Here is a 17,678-nt window from a genome sequence, read left to right as displayed (position 1 = left end):
CGGTGAACGCACCAAGCCACCTCGATACGACGCCGCGCCTGGAAGACTACCCATATCGCCTCAGCGACAACGTGCGCTTCGGCGATCTCGATCCCAACCAGCACGTCAACAACGCCGTCTACGCCACCTATTTCGAGACCGGCCGTGTCACGCTGATGAAGCTCCCGGAATATGGGCTGACGCCGCCGGGTCTTGCCTGGATCATGGTGCGGCTCGACATCCATTTCCGCGCCGAGCTGCACTGGCCGAACACCATCGAGCTCGGCCTCGGCGTGGTCAAGCTCGGACGAACGTCGGTGACCTTCGAGCAGGTCGTATTCTCGCAAGGAAAGTGCATCGCGTCGGCGAATTCGGTCGGCGTGATGATCGACGAAGCGTCGCGGCGGCCGACGCCGCTCACAGCGGAAGTGATCGCAAAGCTGAGACCCTGGCACAAGCGCGGCATCGAGGTCGCGCCGGCGAGGACATAGTTACCTAATCGAGTGGATCAGGCCTGGCGTTCCGGCGTCGCGACGACGAGCCCGTCGAGTTCGTCGGAGACCTTGATCTGGCAGGACAGGCGCGAGTTCGGGCGCACGTCGAAGCCGAAGTCGAGCATGTCCTCTTCCATCGGCGTCGGGTTGCCGACCTTCTCGCGCCAGGCTTCGTCGACATAGACATGGCAGGTCGCGCAGGCACAAGCGCCGCCGCATTCGGCCTCGATGCCCGGAATGCTGTTGCGGATGGCGGCTTCCATCACGGTTGCGCCGTTCTCGATTTCCACCGTGCGGGTTTCGCCCTTGTGGTCGACAAAGTGAATCTTGGCCATGTGTGCTCGTGCTGCCGCGGTGCTTGGAATGAAGGAGGGGTCCCGGCCTGTCCTATAACGGGTCGGTCAGCCCGGCGCCATAGCGTTTTCGGCGCGCGGTGAATCCCGCTTCGCGGGAAGAAAACGCGTCAAAACAAAAGAGTAGAACCCGGTTCTGACAGTCCGCGCCTTAAGGCTTCAGCATCGCCTCGATGGCGGCGCGAGCCTCGGTGACCGCCTCTTTCAAGGCAGCAAGGGCGTGGGGCCGACCATGGCCGGTGCGGATCGCGGTCTCCAGGCTGCCTGCGGCATCGGCCACGGCAAAGGCGCCGATCCCTCGTGCCGAGCCTTTGAGCTTGTGGGCCAGTGCGCCCGCCTCGGTCGGCAGCGCCGTCATCGCTGCAACCAGGCGGACCGCCTGCTCGGCGAACATCGCCAGCACTTCCCGTTCCAGCTCGGCATCGCCGAGCGTCATGCGGGCAAGGTGATCGAGGTCGAGCGGACTGTCGATGGGTGCAAGCGGGGGCGAGGGCATCCAGTCCATCCGTTGCAGTTCAGGCGTCATGACCCAGGCCCCGGCAGCGCGCGATCGTCCCGCCGGTCCGGCGGTCAGGTTCCTCCCACCCAAGCATGAAAATGGTTAACGAAATGTTTGGGCCGTTTTACGCAATTTCGCCGATTTGTTGACGAGAAGTTGCCGCAATCGGCCGAGTTCGGTGGAGAATTGCATTTAGTGCTAAGGCGTTACGGCGCGATCCTGTTAACGATGATTAACATTGTCTTAATCGCAGCCATTTCATTCGCGACGCTCTGCCAATAGGATGTTGCAGAAATTGGCGGACAAGCCGTCCGGGTGGGGACGGCTCGGAGATCCGCGCAAGCGGCATGATCCGGTCTGTGGGCTTGCGTATCGCGCAGGGCTCGCGGGGGGACGCGTACAAGTAACGAGGGCTCGGACTGAACATGGCGAACACTCCGAAAAAGGCCAAAGACCCCACAGAAGTTGCGCTTTCTGCGATCCAGGAAGCCCTTAACATTAGTGACACCGCTGCGGATACCAGCCGCAACGCCGCGATGCGCAACGAGACGGTGCCTCCGGTGGGGCCGCCCGCGCCTCCGGTCTTCGACGAGCCGAGCTTCGAGTCGCGCCCCGCCGCCAACGAACGCGCAACTGCGTTCGACCCGATCGAGGAGCCGCGCACCTCCCGCCGCGCCGCCAATGACGACCGTGAGACCATCGGCCAGTTGCTCCAGGCGCTTCAGAGGGGCCGCCCTACCCGCAACGTCTACACCTTCGCCACCATCTTCGCCGGCGTCTGGCTCGCCGCCTGCGCCGCGCTGACATTCGGCTTCCTGCCCTCGATCCAGGCCGCCATGGGCCAGAGCGGCGGCGTGCTCGTCGTTGCCGGCCTGATCGCGATGTTCTTCGCGCCCATCATGCTGTTCTACTTCCTGGCGAGCCTCGTTTGGCGCGGCCAGGAAATGCGCATGATCGCGCAGGCGATGGCGCAGGTCGCGATCCGCTTCTCCGAGCCGGAAGGCTCGGCCTCCGATTCCATGGTCACCGTCGGCCAGGCCATCCGCCGTGAGGTCGCAGCGATGGGCGACGGCATCGAGCGCGCCATCGCGCGCGCCGGCGAGCTCGAGACGCTGGTCGCCAACGAGGTCGCGGCGCTCGAGCGGGCCTATTCCGACAACGAGGTGCGCATCCGCGCCCTGCTCCAGGACATCGCGCATCAGCGCGACAACCTGGTCGGCCAGGCCGAGCAGGTCCGCAGCGCCATCTCCGGGGTGCAGATCGACCTGCGCCACGACATCGCGCTGATCTCGGACGCGATCGCCTCGCGCGTCGACGAGGTCGCCAAGTCCATCACCGGCGCGCTGGAAGAGCGCGGCGCCCACATCACCCAGGCGCTGAGCAATGCCGGCGACAACATGATCCTGGCGCTCGGTGAGCGCGGCGGCGACCTGCTCGATCGCCTCGAGGAGGCCAGCAACGAGACCACGCGCGCCGTGCTCGACGCCAGCGAGCGGCTGACCACCAGCCTCAACTTCAAGACCGGCCACGTCCACGACGAGTTCGTCGATCTCGCCGACCGCGTCCACGAGATGCTGAACGAGCGCATCGACCGCATCACCGGCGAGTTCGAGCAGCGCTCCGCCGCGATCGTCGACGGCATCTCCGAGCGCACCGAGCTGGTGCATGATTCCCTGAAGAATTCGTCGGACTCGCTGCTGCTCGAGCTTGAGCTGCGTTCCAACGACATCTCCGCCAAGATCGACGATGCCGGCAACCGGCTCGCCGGCCAGATCATGACGAGCGGCGACAAGGCGAGCGAGGCGCTGGACGCCACCGTCAACAACCTGGTCGCCAAGGTCGTCAGCCAGACCGAGACCGCGCACGACTCGCTGTCGCTCCAGATGAGCGCCTTCGACGAGCTCGTCAGGAACCAGGGCACCGAGCTGGTCGAGAAGTTCGCCCGCGATTCCGGCACGCTCGGCGCGCTGATCACGCGCCACATCTCCGAGTTCGACCGCACCGTGAAGACCTTCGGCGGCGAGATCGTCGAGCGCATGGGCCAGCGCACGCAGGACATCGCCGAGACGTTGAAGACCTATGTCGACAATTTCGACACCCGCTTCACGTCTAACGGCGGCCAGATCACGGCCGTGCTCGACCAGCGGTTGGTGCAATTCGAGACCACGGTCGGGGAACGCGTCAGCAACCTCGACGCCTCGCTCGACGGCAAGATCGCCAGCCTCGACGGCACGATCGAAGGCCACATCAGGACCTTCGACCAGCAGCTCGTCGGCCGCGTCGCCGCGCTCGAACAGTCGTTCGACACCCGCGCCAGGTCCATGACCGAAACCATCGACGGACGCATCAATACGCTGGCAACGTCGCTGAGCGAGGGCGCCGCGCAGGCGATCCAGTCAATCGATACCCGCCTCACCTACCTCACGACGTCGCTGACCGGCGGCGCATCGGAGGCCATCGAAACCATTGACGCGCGCCTTAACCACCTCACCACCTCTCTGACCGACGGCGCATCGCAGACCATCCAGTTGATCGACACGAGGCTAACGCATCTCACGACGACGCTGACGGGCGGCGCGTCGCAGGCGCTCGAATCCATCGACTCCCGCCTCACTTACCTGACCTCCGCGGTGACGAACGGCGCCTCGCAAGCCGTGCAGTCGATCGACACGCGCCTCACGCTGCTGACCTCGACCCTCACGGACGGCACCGCGCAGGCGATCGAGGCCGTCGACCGCCGCATCACCGGCGTCACCGAGGTCATCGACGGCCGCACCGCGCATCTGTCCGACACGGTCACGGCGCGCTTCCAGGAGATCCACCACGCCATCGAGACCAAGGTCGGCTCGGTCGCGAGCGACATCGACGTGCGCGTGGCGCAGTTCGAGGACCTGCTCGGCTCGCGCGTCGAGGCGGTCGCCGGCCGCATCGAGAGCAGCGGACGCCAGGCCAGCGAGGACATGATGTCCCGCGCCGAGATGATCTCGACCGCGATCCGCTCGCACGTCGAGGACGCCGAACGTTCGCTCACCAACCTCGTCGTCAACACCAGCGAGACCATCCAGACCGGCGCGCGCACCGCTCAGCAGTCGCTGCTGACGGTCTCCTCCGACGTCAACGCCCAGCTCAAGATGACCTCGTCCGAGGTCGAGCGCGCGCTGACCGCCGTCGGCACCGGTGCTGCGAACTCGATCCTGACCAGCGCCCGCGAGGCGCAGTCGACCCTGGTCGCCGCATCGGGCGATGCCTCCAACCAGATCAAGGGGCTCGCGGCCGACGTCGAACGCACGCTGTCCGCAGCGGGCTCGGCGACCGCGGCCTCGATCCTGGCCGGCGCCCGCGAGGTGCAGACCACGCTCGTCACCGCCTCTTCGGATGCGGCCAACCATGTCAAGACGCTCACCGCCGACGTGCAGCGTTCGCTGTCGCTGGCCGGCACCACCACAGCGGAGTCGATCGTCGCCGGCGCCCGCGATGCGCAGGGCGCGCTGATCGCGGCTTCGACCGAGACCGCCAACCAGATCAAGGCGCTGTCTTCCGATGTGCAGCGCTCGCTCTCGATGGCGGGCACTTCGACCGCCGAGACCATCATGAGCGGCGCCCGCGAGGCCCAGAGCACGCTGGTCACGGCGTCCTCGGATGCAGCGAGCCAGGTCAAGTCGCTCGCGGCCGAAGTGCATCGTTCGCTCTCGCAGGTCGGCCAGTCGACCGCCGAGACGATCACCACCAGCGCCCGCGACGCCCAGAGCACCCTGCTCACGGTCTCGGCCGAGCAGACCAGCCAGGTGCGTTCGCTCGCGGCCGAGATGCAGCGCGCGCTGGCAACCGCTGGCGGCGCCACCATCGAAGCGCTCACCAGCGGTATCCGCGAGGCCCAGGGCACGCTGATCTCCGCCTCGACCGACGCGGCGAGCCAGATCAAGTCGCTGACCACGGATATCGAGCGCACGCTGACCGCGGTCGGCGCCGACACCGCCTCGACGATCCTCAACAGCGCGCGTGAGGCGCAGACCTCGCTGACCTCGACCTCGGCGGATGCCGCGAGCCAGATCCGCACAATCTCGACCGAGATCGAGCGTACACTGAGCGCAGCCGCCGCGAACGCGACCAACGACATCCAGACCAGCGCGCTCAGCGCCCAGAACGCGCTGATATCCGCCTCTAACGAGGCCAGCTCGCGGGTCAAGTCGAGTTCGGCCGACGTCGAGCGCTCGGTGCTCGCCGCCAGCAGCAGCTTCGGCCAGGCCATGACCGGTAAGACCGACGAGATCGTCACCTATGTGCAGCAGCAGGCCGACCGTCTGTCGAACATGATTGACGCCAAGCGCGGCGCCCTGGTCGACGCGATCGGCTCCCAGACCAACCAGCTCACGCTCGACATTGATCGCGTCACCTCCGACGCGCTGAAGTCGATCGAGACGCGCGGCCAGGCCTTCTCGCAGACTATGATGGGCAACGGCTCGGAAGTCGCCCGCGCCATCAATACGGCGAGCGAGATCGCCACCGGCGCGGTCGGCAAGTCGCTCAAGGACCTCGAGCAGGCCTCGCGCTCGGCGATCGACCAGTCGCGCCAGGTCTCGATCGCGGCCGTGACCGAGATGCAGGAGACCAGCAAGATCCTACGCACCGACACGGTGGCGCTGTTCGAGCGGCTGCGCGAAGGCAACATCCTGCTTCAGGAGGTGCTGACCGGTGCGCACGACAACCTCAACTCGCTCGAGCGGGCGCTGGTGACGCGCGTCGCCGACTTCGTCTCGGCGATGAACGACGTCACCTCGCGCAACGGCGCCGCGACGCAGAACCTGGAAGACCAGCTCAACGTCTTCAACAGCAAGACCACGAAGGCGCTCCAGGACCTCGGCGAGCTGTCGACCCAATTCGACAAGCATGGCAAGGCGCTTGTCGAGGCCGCGCAGGTCGTCGAGCAGAGTAACAAGAACACCACCGCCTCGCTCGCCGAGCGCAAGCAGGCGCTGGAATCGCTCGTCACCACAATCGACCTGCGTACGGCCGATCTCGACCAGCGCCTGTCGCGCTTCACCGGCCTGCTCGATGAATCGCTGGCCGCAGCCGAAGAGCGTGCCCGCGACATCGCCCGCGTCGTCGCCGAGACCGCCGGCGCAGGCTCTGCCGCAATCACCCGCCAGTTCGAGGCGGTGCGCGCGGCGTCCGAAGAGGAGCACCGCCAGACCATCGAAGCCATGCACGACATCTACCGCCAGACCACCGACGAGGCGGATGCGATGTTCAAGCAGTCGACCGAGCGCTTCAGCAATCTGGTCGCAAGCATGAAGCAGATGGCGCTCGAGATGCACAACGAGCTCGAATCCACCCGTAACGAGCTGCGCCGCGGCGTACTCGAGATGCCGCAGGAGGCCGCCGAAAGCACCGCGCAAATGCGCAAGGTGATCGTCGACCAGATCGAGGCGCTCGCCGAGCTCAACCGCATCGTAGCCCAGCATGGCCGCGGCCTCGACGTCACCACGACGAGCCGCGGCAGCGTGCAGCGCCAGGAAGAGCCGGCGGTGCTGGCCGCAGTCGCAGGCCGCGCCACCGAGACCCGCATGCGCGACACCGGCAGCGCCTCGACGCTGCCGCCGCCGGATCTCGGCATGCCGGCTGCGCGCCGCACCGAAGCGCCGTCGGTCGCGCCTGCCGGCAATGACCAGGGCCGCGACGGCTGGCTGTCGGACCTGCTCAACCGCGCCGACACGGGTCCTGCCGCCTCGGCCGGCCGTGAGGCTCCCCGCGGCCGCGCGGCACCCGCTCCGCAGCCGCAGGCGCTGCAAGGTGGTGGCAATCCGCTGGAATCGTTGTCGCTCGACATCGGCCGGCTGATGGACCGCAACCTCGCCGCCGAGATGTGGGACCGCTACCAGCGCGGCGAGAACAAGGCCTTCACCAAGCGCCTCTACACGCCCGCCGGCCAGAAGGCCTTCGACGAGGTCGCCCGCAAGTATCGCGCCGACCGCAACTTCAAGGGCACGGTCGACCGCTACATCGCGGAGTTCGAGCGCCTGCTCGACGAAGTCGCCCGCGACGGCCGCGGCCCGCAGGAGCTGCGCAGCCACCTGACCTCGGAGACGGGGCTGGTCTACACGCTGCTGGCCCACGCGGCGGGACGGCTCGGGTGAGCGGCTCGTAGCGTCACCGATTAGCGGATGAAAACGGAGGCCTCACGGCCTCCGTTTTGGTTTTGGGCGGCATCCTCGCTGTCGTGCCCCGGACGCAGCGTAGCGCCTCTTCGGCGGCGCGCTGCAGAGCCGGGGCCAATGTCGCACATCACACCGTGTTGCCTTCTGGGTCCTGGCTCTGCGCAGCAACGCTAAGGTCGTTGCAGCGCGTCCGGGACACGAGACCTGGCGCTCACAATACGATGGTGAGCGACACGCGAACGCCTCGCCAACTATCGTCTGCGCTCGCTCGCCGTCGGCTTTGGCGGCTCGGGCGGCGGGCCGGGTTGCGATGAGTTGCTGGCGCCGAACAGGACGCGGGTCGGGTTGCGGTCGAAGTTGTTCACGGCGCGGCTGATGTCGCCGAGAGTGCGGCGGCCATCGCTCATCAGCGCGCCGGAGCGCTTGTCGAAATCCTCGGCCAGTTCGCGGATCGACTTCACCGCCTGGAACAGCTCGCCGCCGTCCTTGCCGCCGGCCAGCGTGTTGAGGCCGAGCATGAGATTGTCGGCCTTGAGCATCACGCCGTCGACCTTGGCCATCACGCCATCGATCTTCTCGGAGTTGCGGGCGAGCGAGTTGGTGAAGGTTTCCAAATTCTTCAGCGAGTTCTTCACCGATTCCTGATTCTCGGCGACGATCTTGTTGATGTTCTGGAGCGTGCCGCGGATCGCCTCGGTGACGTCCTGGAGCTTGTTGGGATCCGCCGTCAGCGTCGGGATGCCGTCCTGGTCGAGCGGCGGCGGGGCCGCGGCCTCGTCGCCGCCCTTGAGCGAGATTGCGGCGACGCCGGTGAGGCCCTGGAATTCGAGCCCGACCAGCGTGTCCTTGCGGATCGGAGCGTTGTTCTCGATCATGGCGAGTGCGACGACCCGCCGCGGGTTGTCCAGCTTCACCGAGACCACCTCACCCACCCGAATTCCGTTGAAATTGACGCTGCCGCCGTTGCGCAACCCCGCCGCGGGGCCCTCGAACACGACGCGCAGGGGGCTGCGCTGCTTGGTGGTGTGCAGCGACTGAAACCACAGCACGAAGCCGATCGCAGCGGCGATCACCGCCAGCGTGAACGACCCGATCAGCACGTAATTTGCGCGCGTTTCCATCAGCTACTCCGGCACCTCAGCCCATCACCGCGCGGGCGCGCTTGCCATGGAAATATTGTCTCAGCCAGGGATGCTGCGAGGCCTGCATGTCGGCGATCGACCCTGCTGCAATGATCTTACCGTTCCCTAAAACTGCGATGCGGTCACATGCTGTGTAAAGGCTATCGAGGTCGTGCGTTACCATGAAAACGGTCAGCCCCAAAGTGCGCTGGAGCGTCCTGACCAGCTCGTCGAAGTCGCCGGCGCCGATCGGATCGAGGCCCGAGGTCGGCTCGTCCAGAAAGACGAGATCCGGATCCAGCGACAGTGCACGGGCGAGCGCCACGCGCTTGATCATGCCGCCGGAGAGCTCGGACGGGAAGCGCTCGGCAACTTCCGGCTTGAGACCGACCATGGTCAGCTTGGCCATCGTGATCTCGTCCATCAGCCGCTGCGACACGCGTAAGTATTCGCGCATCGGAAACTGGATGTTTTGCCGCACCGTGAGCGAGGAGAACAGTGCGCCCTGCTGAAACAGCACGCCCCAGCGCCGCTCGACATTTCGCCGCTGCGACGTGCTGGAGGAATCGAGGTCGACGCCGAACACCTCGATCGAGCCTGCGACCTTCGGCACGAGGCCGATGATGGTGCGCGTCAGCACCGATTTGCCGGCGCCCGAGGGACCGACGAAGCCCAGGATCTCGCCGCGCTTGACGTCGAGGTTGAGGCCGTCGAGCACGCGCGTTGCGCCGAACTGCACGGTGACGTCGCGGACGCGGATAATGGGATCTTGAATTTCGCCTGCCATCGTCACATCCCGATCGAGGCGAAGAAGATGGCGAAGATGCCGTCCATGACGATGACGAAGAAGATGCCCTTCACCACCGACGCGGTCGTGTGCTGTCCGAGCGATTCCGCGCTGCCCTGCACCGCGAGCCCTTCCACGCAGGCGACGATGCCGATCACCGCGGCCATCACCGGTGCCTTGACGATACCGACGATGAAATGATCGATCGAGATGGCGTCGCGCAGCCGCAACAAGAAGGCCTCCGGCTGGACACCGCCATAAAGCCAGGCGACAAGCCCGCCGCCATAGAGCGCGGCCATCGCGCCGAGGAAAGCGAGGATCGGCAGCGCAATCACGAGCGCCATCATGCGCGGCAGCACCAGCACTTCGATCGGGTCGAACCCCATGGTGCGCAGCGCGTCGATCTCCTCGCGCATCTTCATCGAGCCGAGCTCGGCAGTGTAGGCGCTGCCCGAGCGGCCGGCGACCATGATCGCGACCAGCAGCACGCCGATCTCGCGCAACACCAGCACGCCGAGCATGTCGACGACGAAGATATCGGCGCCGAACCTTCGGAAATGGAAGATGCCTTGTTGGGCGATGATGCAGCCGATCAGGAATGTGATCAGCACGATGATCGGCACCGCGCGCCAGCAAACCTGCTCCATGTGGTGCACGGTCGAGGTCAGGCGGAACGAGCGCGGGTGGATCAGGACGCGAAAGCCCGCCGCGAGCACCGCGCCGAGCATATCGACGAGGCCCGCCATCGTACCGGCGACGCCGGCGACCGCCCGGCCGATCTGCTCCAGCATGCCGATGATGGTGATCGTGCTGCCGTCGACCACTGGAGTCGCCCTGACCCGCCGCACCTCGTCCACCAGGCTCGAATAATTGGTGGAGAGTCCCGCAATCTGGGCCTCGACAGGTCCTTTCGTCAGGCTGCGGCGCAGCCGCTCGATCAGCCAGGCGCCGAACGTGTCGAGCTTGGCGACTTCGGAGACGTCGATGAAAATGCTTTGGGGGCTGCCGGCGAGCTTCTCGGCATCGGCCACCATCCGCTCCAGGACCGGCGCGAAGCTCGCGGTCCAGGTCCCGGTGGCGCAGAGTGCCAGCGCATTGCCTCTGGCAACCCGTTCCAGCTTCGGATCGCCGCTCAAGATGTCCGCTCCCCTGCCGGGACGGAGGAAAACAGAAGGTTGCGCACGCGCCCTTACCTAGAGAAGGTATCCCCAACTGGCCACTATTAGTTGCTAGAGGTAACCAGCAGGTTCAGATTTCGCCAGAGTTCAAAATGACTTCCAGCAAACTTGTCCCCCTGGCGGCACGAATCGAGCGCTTTCCGATTGCCGGCAGCTTTACCATCAGCCGGGGCGTCAAGACCGAGGCCGTGACCGTCGTGGCGGAGGTCAGTCAGGACGGGCTGACCGGCCGCGGCGAGTGCGTGCCCTACCCCCGCTACGGCGAGACCCCGGAGGCGACGCTCGGTGCCATTCAGGCCATGCAGCAGGCCGTGGCGGGCGGGCTGACGCGGCAGGCCCTCCAGGCGGCAATGCCGCCTGGAGCGGCTCGTAATGCGCTGGATTGCGCCCTGATTGACCTCGAGGCCAAGGCGGCCGGCCTGCGCGCCTGGAACCTGCTCGGCCGCCCGGAGCCCGGCGAGCGGACGACCGCCTACACCATCTCCCTCGGCACGCCGGAGACCATGGCCGCGGCAACCGCCAAGGCCGCACACCGGCCGCTGCTCAAGATCAAGCTGGGCGGCGAAGACGATCCGGCGCGGATCGCGGCGGTGCGCAAGGCCGCCCCCGAATCCGAGCTGATCGTCGACGCCAACGAGGCCTGGACCGAGGCCAATCTGGAGCACAATCTTGCCGCCTGCGCCGACGTCGGCGTCACGCTCGTGGAGCAGCCGCTGCCGGCTGGCAAGGACGAGGCGCTGGCACGGATCAAGCGTCCGCTCGCGGTCTGCGCCGACGAGAGCGTGCACGACCGCTCGTCGCTTGAGCCCCTGCGTGCGCGCTACGACGCCGTGAACATCAAGCTCGACAAGACCGGCGGCCTCACCGAGGCACTGGCCATGGCCGATGCTGCGCAGTCGCTCGGCTTCGAGATCATGATCGGCTGCATGGTCGCGACCTCGCTGTCGATGGCGCCTGCGATGCTGGTAACGCCGCAGGCGCGCTTCGTCGATCTCGACGGCCCGCTGCTGCTGGCGCGCGATCGCGATCACGGCCTGCGTTATGACGACAGCCTGGTCTACCCGCCAGACGCTTCGCTCTGGGGATGAGGCTTGAGCCGGTGCCGCGCCGACCAGATCACCAGCGCACCGGCAGCGGCCATCGCGGCCATGACGTAATACAGGCCGTCGCCGATGCGGGCGTAGATCGCGCCTGACGCGATCGAGGTCGTTGCGCCCAATAGACCGTTGCATGCGGCGTAGTAGCCCTGTCCCCGCGCGATCTGGTGCGGCGGCACGCGCTGTACCAGGAGATTCATGGTGCCGACGATCGTCATGCCGAAGGTGAGACCATGGCCGAGTTGCACGATCGCGAGCAGCACCAGCGGCGGCTGGTTGGCGGTGACGATCCAGCGCACCACGGCGCTGAGCCCCCCGATCGCCATCATCGTGGACGGATGCAGCGAGAAGCGCGGCGAAAGGGCGAACACGACGATCTCCGCGATCACACCCAGCGTCCACAGGGCCGCGATCGTCAGCCCGCCGAGACCCTGGAGCTGCCAATTGATGGCCGAGAACGTGTAATAGGCGACGTGGCTGCCCTGGATCAGCGCCGCCGAGGCGATGATCGCCCAAAAGCCGCCATCGCGCAGCATGGCCTTGCCGGCATGCGTCTCGGCGGTCCTGCGCCTGACCTCGTCGAGCGGCTGAAGCAGCAGGCTGGCGAGAACCGCAACGACGGCCCATGCCACGATGACCCAGATCAGATCACGCGGCGCGATGCTGTCGACCAGATAGCCGCAGGCGAGCGAGCCTGCGGCGAACGCCGCCGAGCCCCACAGCCGCAACGGCCCGTAATCGAGCCCGTAACGCGCGACACCGCGCAGCGCGTAGGCATCGGTCAGCGGCATCGTCGGCGTCCACATCATGCAGGTCAGCGCATAGATCAGGAACAGCGCCAGCGGCTGCTGCTGCAAGCCGACCGCGGTAAAGCCGATCGCCGTCGCCAGCACCGACACCATCATGGCGGCGCGAATAGCCTGCCGCTTTTCGGCAAAGGCGGTCACTTGCGGCAGCGTGGTGAAGCGCGTGATCGCCGGCAGCGCGTTGATAAGGCCGATCCAGGCCGCGTCGACGCCGATCGCCTTCAGCCACACCGGGAAGAACGGCAGATGCGTGCCCGAGACCGCGAAGACGGCCGAATAGAACAGGGCGAGGCTCACGGCGAATCGCCGCTTCTTGGCTTCCGCGATGGGGATTTGTGATTCGCCTGCCATCAAACCAATTGCGATTCGGTCGATATCGTGGTGATCGTTACAGTAACGCGCGGTGATTTGCGCGACGAGATTGTCATGGCCAACGAAGCATTCGCCCTTTCGCCCATGTCTGCCCGCGCGGCCGAGCCGAACGAGCAGGATTACGACGCGATCCGCGAAGCCTTCATGGAGACCGCGCGCGGCCGTTGGTTCCTCGGCGAATATGCCAAGCGCAACCGCAATGCCGACACCCGCATGGTGCTCGATGCGGTTGCGAAGATCGAAGAAACCCTTGCGGCACAGCGACAACCCGTCGTCGAGGACCGCCTGCCCGAGGCGCTGGTCGAGATCCGCCGCGCCATCCGCGAGGCCGAGACGATTGCGATCGCAGCGTTCGATCCCGCCGCGATCGAGGCGAGCCTCGCGCCGATCCCGCGCGGGGTGCGTATCATCAAGGAGATCTCCTGGCGCTGGCGCGAGATCGGCGCGGACGGGCGAATCTGCGACCTCATTGATTCGCAGCTCGCCTCGATCGAGGCGGCCTGCGGACAGATTTCGACCATCGACACCCGCGTCGAGCTCAAGGCTGCCTTCGATCTGCTGAGGGATCGGGTCGAGCAGCTCGACGGCGGCGCAACGCCGCAAGCGGCGCCTTACGAGCCGGCTCCGACGCAGGAGGCGCCGTCGTCTGCTGACGTGCCGCCTGCCGAGGTCGCACCTGGCGCGATGGCCAGCGAAGCCCCCGTGGCTTCTACGGAGGCGCCGCAGGACATCGCAGCCATTCCTGAGGTCGAAGCACCTGGCGTCACTGAGACGTCTGCCGTTGCCGAGCGGGCCATGGACGCCGCAGTCGCGCCGGAGATCGTCGCCGAAAGCCAGATCGCTCCCGAAAGCGCTGCGCTCGACAATGTCGTGCCTGATGATGCCGAGCTTGAAGGCGCCTCGTTTGAAGAGCCGGCCACTGAACCGGCCGCCTTGACGGAAGCGACCGACGCGTTCGCGCTCGATGCCGCCGCGGAAGCCGAGGACGAAGCCATCCTCGACGCCATCGCGCTGGAGATGGCGGCGCCCGACTCTGACTTCGACGAGATCATCGAGCCGGTGGAGAATGAAGCGGTCGCTCCGGAGCCGGCAGCTGCGGAGGTCGCAGCTCCCGTTGCGGCGGACTTGCCGGAGCCGATCGCGCCAGAGCCGGTCGTCGCAGCAGTCGATGAAGAGCCCGCAGACGCGCCGATCGCGATGGACTCGCTCGCGCGCCTCACCGACGCCATCGCGGAAGCTGCTGCCGAAGTGATGGAGCAGCAGGCCCCGGCCATGGCGGCCACGGCAACATTCGCCGCAGCGCCAACCGCGCCGCTGCCGATGCCCTCGCCCCTCTCCGCGTCCTTGCCGGAGCCCTCGCTCGGCGCCACCATCCTCGCCAGCGGCATCTTGCAGAAGCCCCGCGCGCCGGCGAACGACCCGCTCGCGCCCATCCGCCGCATGACCCAGGCCGAGAAGATCGCGTTCTTCTCGTAAACCTCAGCACCCCCCTCCGTGTCCCGGAAAAGCAGCAACGCCCTTTGCGTTGATGCGCAGAGCCGGGACCCAGAAGCCACGTTCCCTGCTGCTACATGGGCGCCAACTTCGCGATTTTGTACGATGTCGTCTGCCGATTGCGCGCAAGCGTCGCGTCAGGTTGCCACGGCCGTACTTGGAACAAGCCGCAATCAACGCGTCCACATCGGTCGAAGCGTAGGTAGCTCCGCGACAAACCGTTTCGCTGTTGATGAGCTCTCGGCTTGCGAGGTCAGTGCACATCTTGGCGGCAGCGCAATGCCATCTCCTGGTGCGAGGAGATTGAGCTTGTGACCATCCAGCGCGTGAGTGCGTTTGCGGCGTAGGACAGCAATTCGCAGACACATTCGATAAGTTGATCTGTTCCATCTCGAGCGAAACTGGGATTGCTCAATGCGCAACAGTAAACGAAGCATGTGGAACTCTGGGATTCCGTCTGGCCGTAGGGTTTTACCCATGCGCATTTTGCAATTGCATTGCTGCCCGCGGTGCACTTGCATCGAAATCGTGGAGTTGCGCGGTTGAGCGTTGAGATTGTTGTTGAGAGCGAAGGCGTCTGGAAAATGAATTGGATATCAGTGCGCGTAGAGAAAGCAGACTTAAACAAATGTTGAGATCGCTGTTCGGCGCCGCTTCGAATGGAGGAAGCGGTGCAAGCGTTACCGCGGCTTCGCTGTGGTAATGGCTCCCGGCGGATTTGGTAACCGCCTTCTTGCGACACTTCCGCGATCAGACTTCGATCTGCTGGCGCCCGAGCTGGAGACGGTCGTCCTCGATCACAACGCGGTGCTCTCGCGAGCGGGCGAGCAGGTCGATTACGTCTTCTTTCCTCATGCCGGCGCCATCTCGCTGATGGTCGACATGGCGGATGGCCGGACGGTCGCAACCGCAGTGATCGGGCGTGACGGGGTCGTAGGCAGTCTTTCGGTGCTGGGCCCGTCGCCTTCGGCCATTACCGCCATCGTTCGGGTGGCGGGCACCGCCTCTCGGATTTCCGCGTCGCGATTTCACGCCGCTTTTGCCCGGAGCCCTGCGATCCGCCACGCAATCCAGAGCCACGTTAGAGCGATGCTCATACAGTTTCAGCTCGGCTCGGCCTGCCATGCGCTGCATCCGGTCGAAGCCCGCATGTCGCGTTGGCTGCTTCAGTTGCGCGACTGCGTCGACCAAGACGTCCTTCCGCTCACCCAGCAGGAGCTGTCGCAAATACTCGGTGTCCGACGAACGACGGTGACGCTCTTGATGCGCAATCTGCGCGCGTCCGCTGCGATCATCTCTGATCGAAGAGGCCAGATCGAAATCGACCGGTCCCGACTGGCGGCGGCCGCCTGCGAGTGCCACGACACCATGCGGCGCGAAATCGAGGAGGTGTTCTCGATGGGGATGGGCCGATCACGCGAAACGGCCCTTTCGCGAGATCGGCGAATCCTGACCAGCGAACCTGGCGGCGCAGGGTAAGCTGCTTTCAATTGGGTCGAGACACGCCGCAACCTTGCACGATTGCCTCCTCGTCCTTCCGGGGAAGTCAGGAGGCCGCTGGTGAACTAAAAGCCAGTTGCCGGAGAGAGAAGGACGGTGCGTCGAACCTGATCACGTTCTCTCGGGTCGATCACTGTCCCCTGCAGATTTGCATTGCGCCTCGATTTTCGCAAGCTCGCGCAGCACCGCCGCCACCTCGCGCAGTTCGTTGCGCGCGGGGCCCGGCTTCAGTCGTCGTGCTTCGTCAAGAAATTCTCTGGCCTGCATCAAGAAGACGGAGCGTGCATTGGTTGTTTGCGCCCGCGCCATCGTGTCCCTCCAGATTACGATCCACGCGCTGTGGGGACGGTCAGGCCGTGTGCCACGGCTGCGGCGCTGCGCGAGCGCTCGGCTCATCCACCCAGCCTTCCTGTGCAAACCAGGCGTGATCGGCCTGACAGATCGGACAATGGGTGCGCCTGAAAAACACAATGCTGCGCAAAAAACTCTCGCGATCGGCCTTGATGCCGGTGGGGATAGCGCGGCCGCTTCGCGGGCATTTGATCATGACCATTCCCATGTGACCTCCCTTTGCACGTCAGCTTGCATTCCGAAACAAAGGCCGGCCCGTCAGATTGCGCCTCTTATTGGTGCGGCTACTTGGGGGGCATCGCGCACCTGGCCATTATCGGTCGAGCATGTGGGGGCATGTTCGTGGCGAGGCTTGTTCCGACGGGCCGGTTTCCCTCCTGAAGGACTCCTGGACGAGAGCTTTTTAGCTGGGCGGATGCAGGACCTTGGCGAAGTACTTCTTGATCGGCTCGCCGGTTTCTTTCGCAAGCTTCTCCCCAAGCCCCCACAATTCCTTGTTCTGGGCGGACGCGGTGTCGAAGGTCTTGCGCGCTTGCGCAACGGACAAGGTGAAAACATCCGGGACTGACTTGCTACCCAGGGCCTGCGCGAAGAAGTCGATCGCGGACACCGTATTCGCGTTCGACATTTCGATCAGCTTGGCCGCGTAGTCGGTTGCGCCCTTGGCATTGCTCGAATACGTCTCACGCAGCGCTTCCGCCATCTCCGCCGACGCGACCTTGATCTTCTCGCAGCCTTGCTGTGCGCTGGCGACCCCCTGCTCGGCGAAACCGCCGATCGCGCTAGGCAGCGGGATATTCGGGAACCCGAACAACGGAATTGCGTAACCATTCGTCCCGTTCAGTCCAACTTTCACTTCGCTTTCACTCACGGCACCATCCTCGTTCTCAAGCGGCATCATTTCCCGAGAGGTTGACTTGCCTCATGGGACTGGAGGCGAGGACATGTCCCCGCTTCCGTGTTCGATCAGATTCAAAGGAGCTCTTAACCCCGGCCCTGAGATGCCATCATGCGCGAAGCAAGCGGACGCTGTCGGTTCGATGTGCGACTCTCGGTGAAATTTTTCTCTCAGATGTCAAGACACGCAGTCGTCATATCTACAGGAATTGTGCTGTGCGGTGGGAGCCTCGTCAGGGGTGTGAGGCACTCCGCGCGAGCGCGCTCTGAATCGTTCCTGCGTCGGTCGCGGGGCGCCGCGCCATTTCGGAGTATGCTATCGCCGCCAAAACCGGCCAGCTCTCCGACCCAGTCCAGTTGAAGCACTGTCGCCGTAATGCAAATCGCCGTGGCGAAGGAACTAGCGGCGCGCCATTCTACCCTCGAGCACGTGTCTCGCTACGACGCGACCCGGCCTTGGCGCGACCTGACCTTTTCATAACGCGCAGGCCATCGGGGTGCGGCTCTGAGATTCGGGTCGAACTGCTCTCGCCGCCAAAGGCAAAGGCCATCCACACGCAGCCGACTGTGAACAGTAGTCCATGCGCCACGCGGA

13 protein-coding genes are annotated in these 17,678 nt (G+C 65.4%); 5 read left to right on the top strand and 8 right to left on the bottom strand.

What is annotated here, in order from left to right; translation table 11 throughout:
- Positions 1–2 precede the first annotated feature (2 nt).
- On the top strand, positions 3–470 hold the full coding sequence (locus IVA92_RS32070; protein ID WP_247278704.1) for a thioesterase family protein: 468 nt from the start codon (positions 3–5) through the stop codon (positions 468–470).
- A 17-nt stretch (positions 471–487) separates the two neighbouring features.
- On the opposite strand, the gene IVA92_RS32065 is transcribed toward IVA92_RS32070, so the two are convergent.
- Together IVA92_RS32065 and IVA92_RS32060 are read right to left on the bottom strand one after the other, a co-directional pair.
- A complete protein-coding gene (locus IVA92_RS32065; RefSeq protein ID WP_247278705.1) occupies positions 488–808 on the bottom strand; it encodes a 2Fe-2S iron-sulfur cluster-binding protein in 321 nt (106 codons plus the stop codon).
- Positions 809–977: 169 nt separating this feature from the next.
- Positions 978–1,352: an Hpt domain-containing protein gene (locus tag IVA92_RS32060; RefSeq protein WP_247278706.1), complete on the bottom strand. Its 375-nt coding sequence runs from the start codon at positions 1,350–1,352 to the stop codon at positions 978–980.
- Between the two features lie 398 nt (positions 1,353–1,750).
- Between IVA92_RS32060 and IVA92_RS32055 the strand changes: the two genes are divergently transcribed.
- Positions 1,751–7,459, top strand: a complete 5,709-nt coding sequence (locus IVA92_RS32055) for an apolipoprotein A1/A4/E family protein (RefSeq protein WP_247278707.1) — start codon at positions 1,751–1,753, stop codon at positions 7,457–7,459.
- Positions 7,460–7,731: 272 nt separating this feature from the next.
- Here the strand turns inward: IVA92_RS32055 and IVA92_RS32050 are convergent, their stop codons facing one another.
- The 3 genes from IVA92_RS32050 to IVA92_RS32040 are packed head-to-tail and all read right to left on the bottom strand — an operon-like array spanning position 7,732 to position 10,524.
- A complete protein-coding gene (locus tag IVA92_RS32050; RefSeq protein WP_247278708.1) occupies positions 7,732–8,601 on the bottom strand; it encodes an MlaD family protein in 870 nt (289 codons plus the stop codon).
- Positions 8,602–8,617: 16 nt separating this feature from the next.
- The gene (locus IVA92_RS32045) at positions 8,618–9,388 is read right to left on the bottom strand and encodes an ABC transporter ATP-binding protein (RefSeq protein ID WP_247278709.1); all 771 of its coding nucleotides are present in this window, start codon (positions 9,386–9,388) and stop codon (positions 8,618–8,620) included.
- 2 nt (positions 9,389–9,390) lie between these two features.
- Positions 9,391–10,524 carry an ABC transporter permease gene (locus tag IVA92_RS32040; protein WP_247278710.1) on the bottom strand — a complete coding sequence of 378 codons (1,134 nt, stop codon included), beginning with the start codon at positions 10,522–10,524 and terminating at the stop codon, positions 9,391–9,393.
- Between the two features lie 134 nt (positions 10,525–10,658).
- Here IVA92_RS32040 and dgcA point away from each other — a divergent pair, with 134 nt between their 5' ends.
- Positions 10,659–11,654 (top strand): N-acetyl-D-Glu racemase DgcA, encoded by a 996-nt coding sequence (gene dgcA, locus IVA92_RS32035; protein WP_247278711.1) that lies wholly within the window; start codon positions 10,659–10,661, stop codon positions 11,652–11,654.
- On the opposite strand, the gene IVA92_RS32030 is transcribed toward dgcA, so the two are convergent.
- Positions 11,624–12,820, bottom strand: a complete 1,197-nt coding sequence (locus IVA92_RS32030; protein ID WP_247278712.1) for a major facilitator superfamily domain-containing protein 6 — start codon at positions 12,818–12,820, stop codon at positions 11,624–11,626. The two genes, dgcA and IVA92_RS32030, sit on opposite strands and share 31 nt — an antisense overlap.
- A 75-nt stretch (positions 12,821–12,895) precedes the next feature.
- Here IVA92_RS32030 and IVA92_RS32025 point away from each other — a divergent pair, with 75 nt between their 5' ends.
- Together IVA92_RS32025 and IVA92_RS32020 are read left to right on the top strand one after the other, a co-directional pair.
- Positions 12,896–14,317: a hypothetical protein gene (locus IVA92_RS32025; RefSeq protein WP_247278713.1), complete on the top strand. Its 1,422-nt coding sequence runs from the start codon at positions 12,896–12,898 to the stop codon at positions 14,315–14,317.
- Between the two features lie 720 nt (positions 14,318–15,037).
- Positions 15,038–15,814: a Crp/Fnr family transcriptional regulator gene (locus tag IVA92_RS32020; RefSeq protein WP_247278714.1), complete on the top strand. Its 777-nt coding sequence runs from the start codon at positions 15,038–15,040 to the stop codon at positions 15,812–15,814.
- Between the two features lie 132 nt (positions 15,815–15,946).
- Here IVA92_RS32020 and IVA92_RS32015 read toward each other — a convergent pair whose 3' ends face one another.
- Together IVA92_RS32015 and IVA92_RS32005 are read right to left on the bottom strand one after the other, a co-directional pair.
- Entirely contained in the window at positions 15,947–16,144 is a 198-nt protein-coding gene (locus IVA92_RS32015) for a hypothetical protein (protein WP_247278715.1), read from the bottom strand.
- 445 nt (positions 16,145–16,589) lie between these two features.
- On the bottom strand, positions 16,590–17,057 hold the full coding sequence (locus IVA92_RS32005; RefSeq protein ID WP_247278717.1) for a phasin family protein: 468 nt from the start codon (positions 17,055–17,057) through the stop codon (positions 16,590–16,592).
- Between the last annotated feature and the right edge of the window lie 621 nt (positions 17,058–17,678).

Source organism: Bradyrhizobium sp. 154, assembly GCF_023073875.1.
In the GTDB taxonomy this organism is placed as follows: Bacteria; Pseudomonadota; Alphaproteobacteria; order Rhizobiales; family Xanthobacteraceae; genus Bradyrhizobium.
Note: the sequence above shows the minus strand (reverse complement) of the source record. Positions and strands in the feature narration are given on the sequence as shown.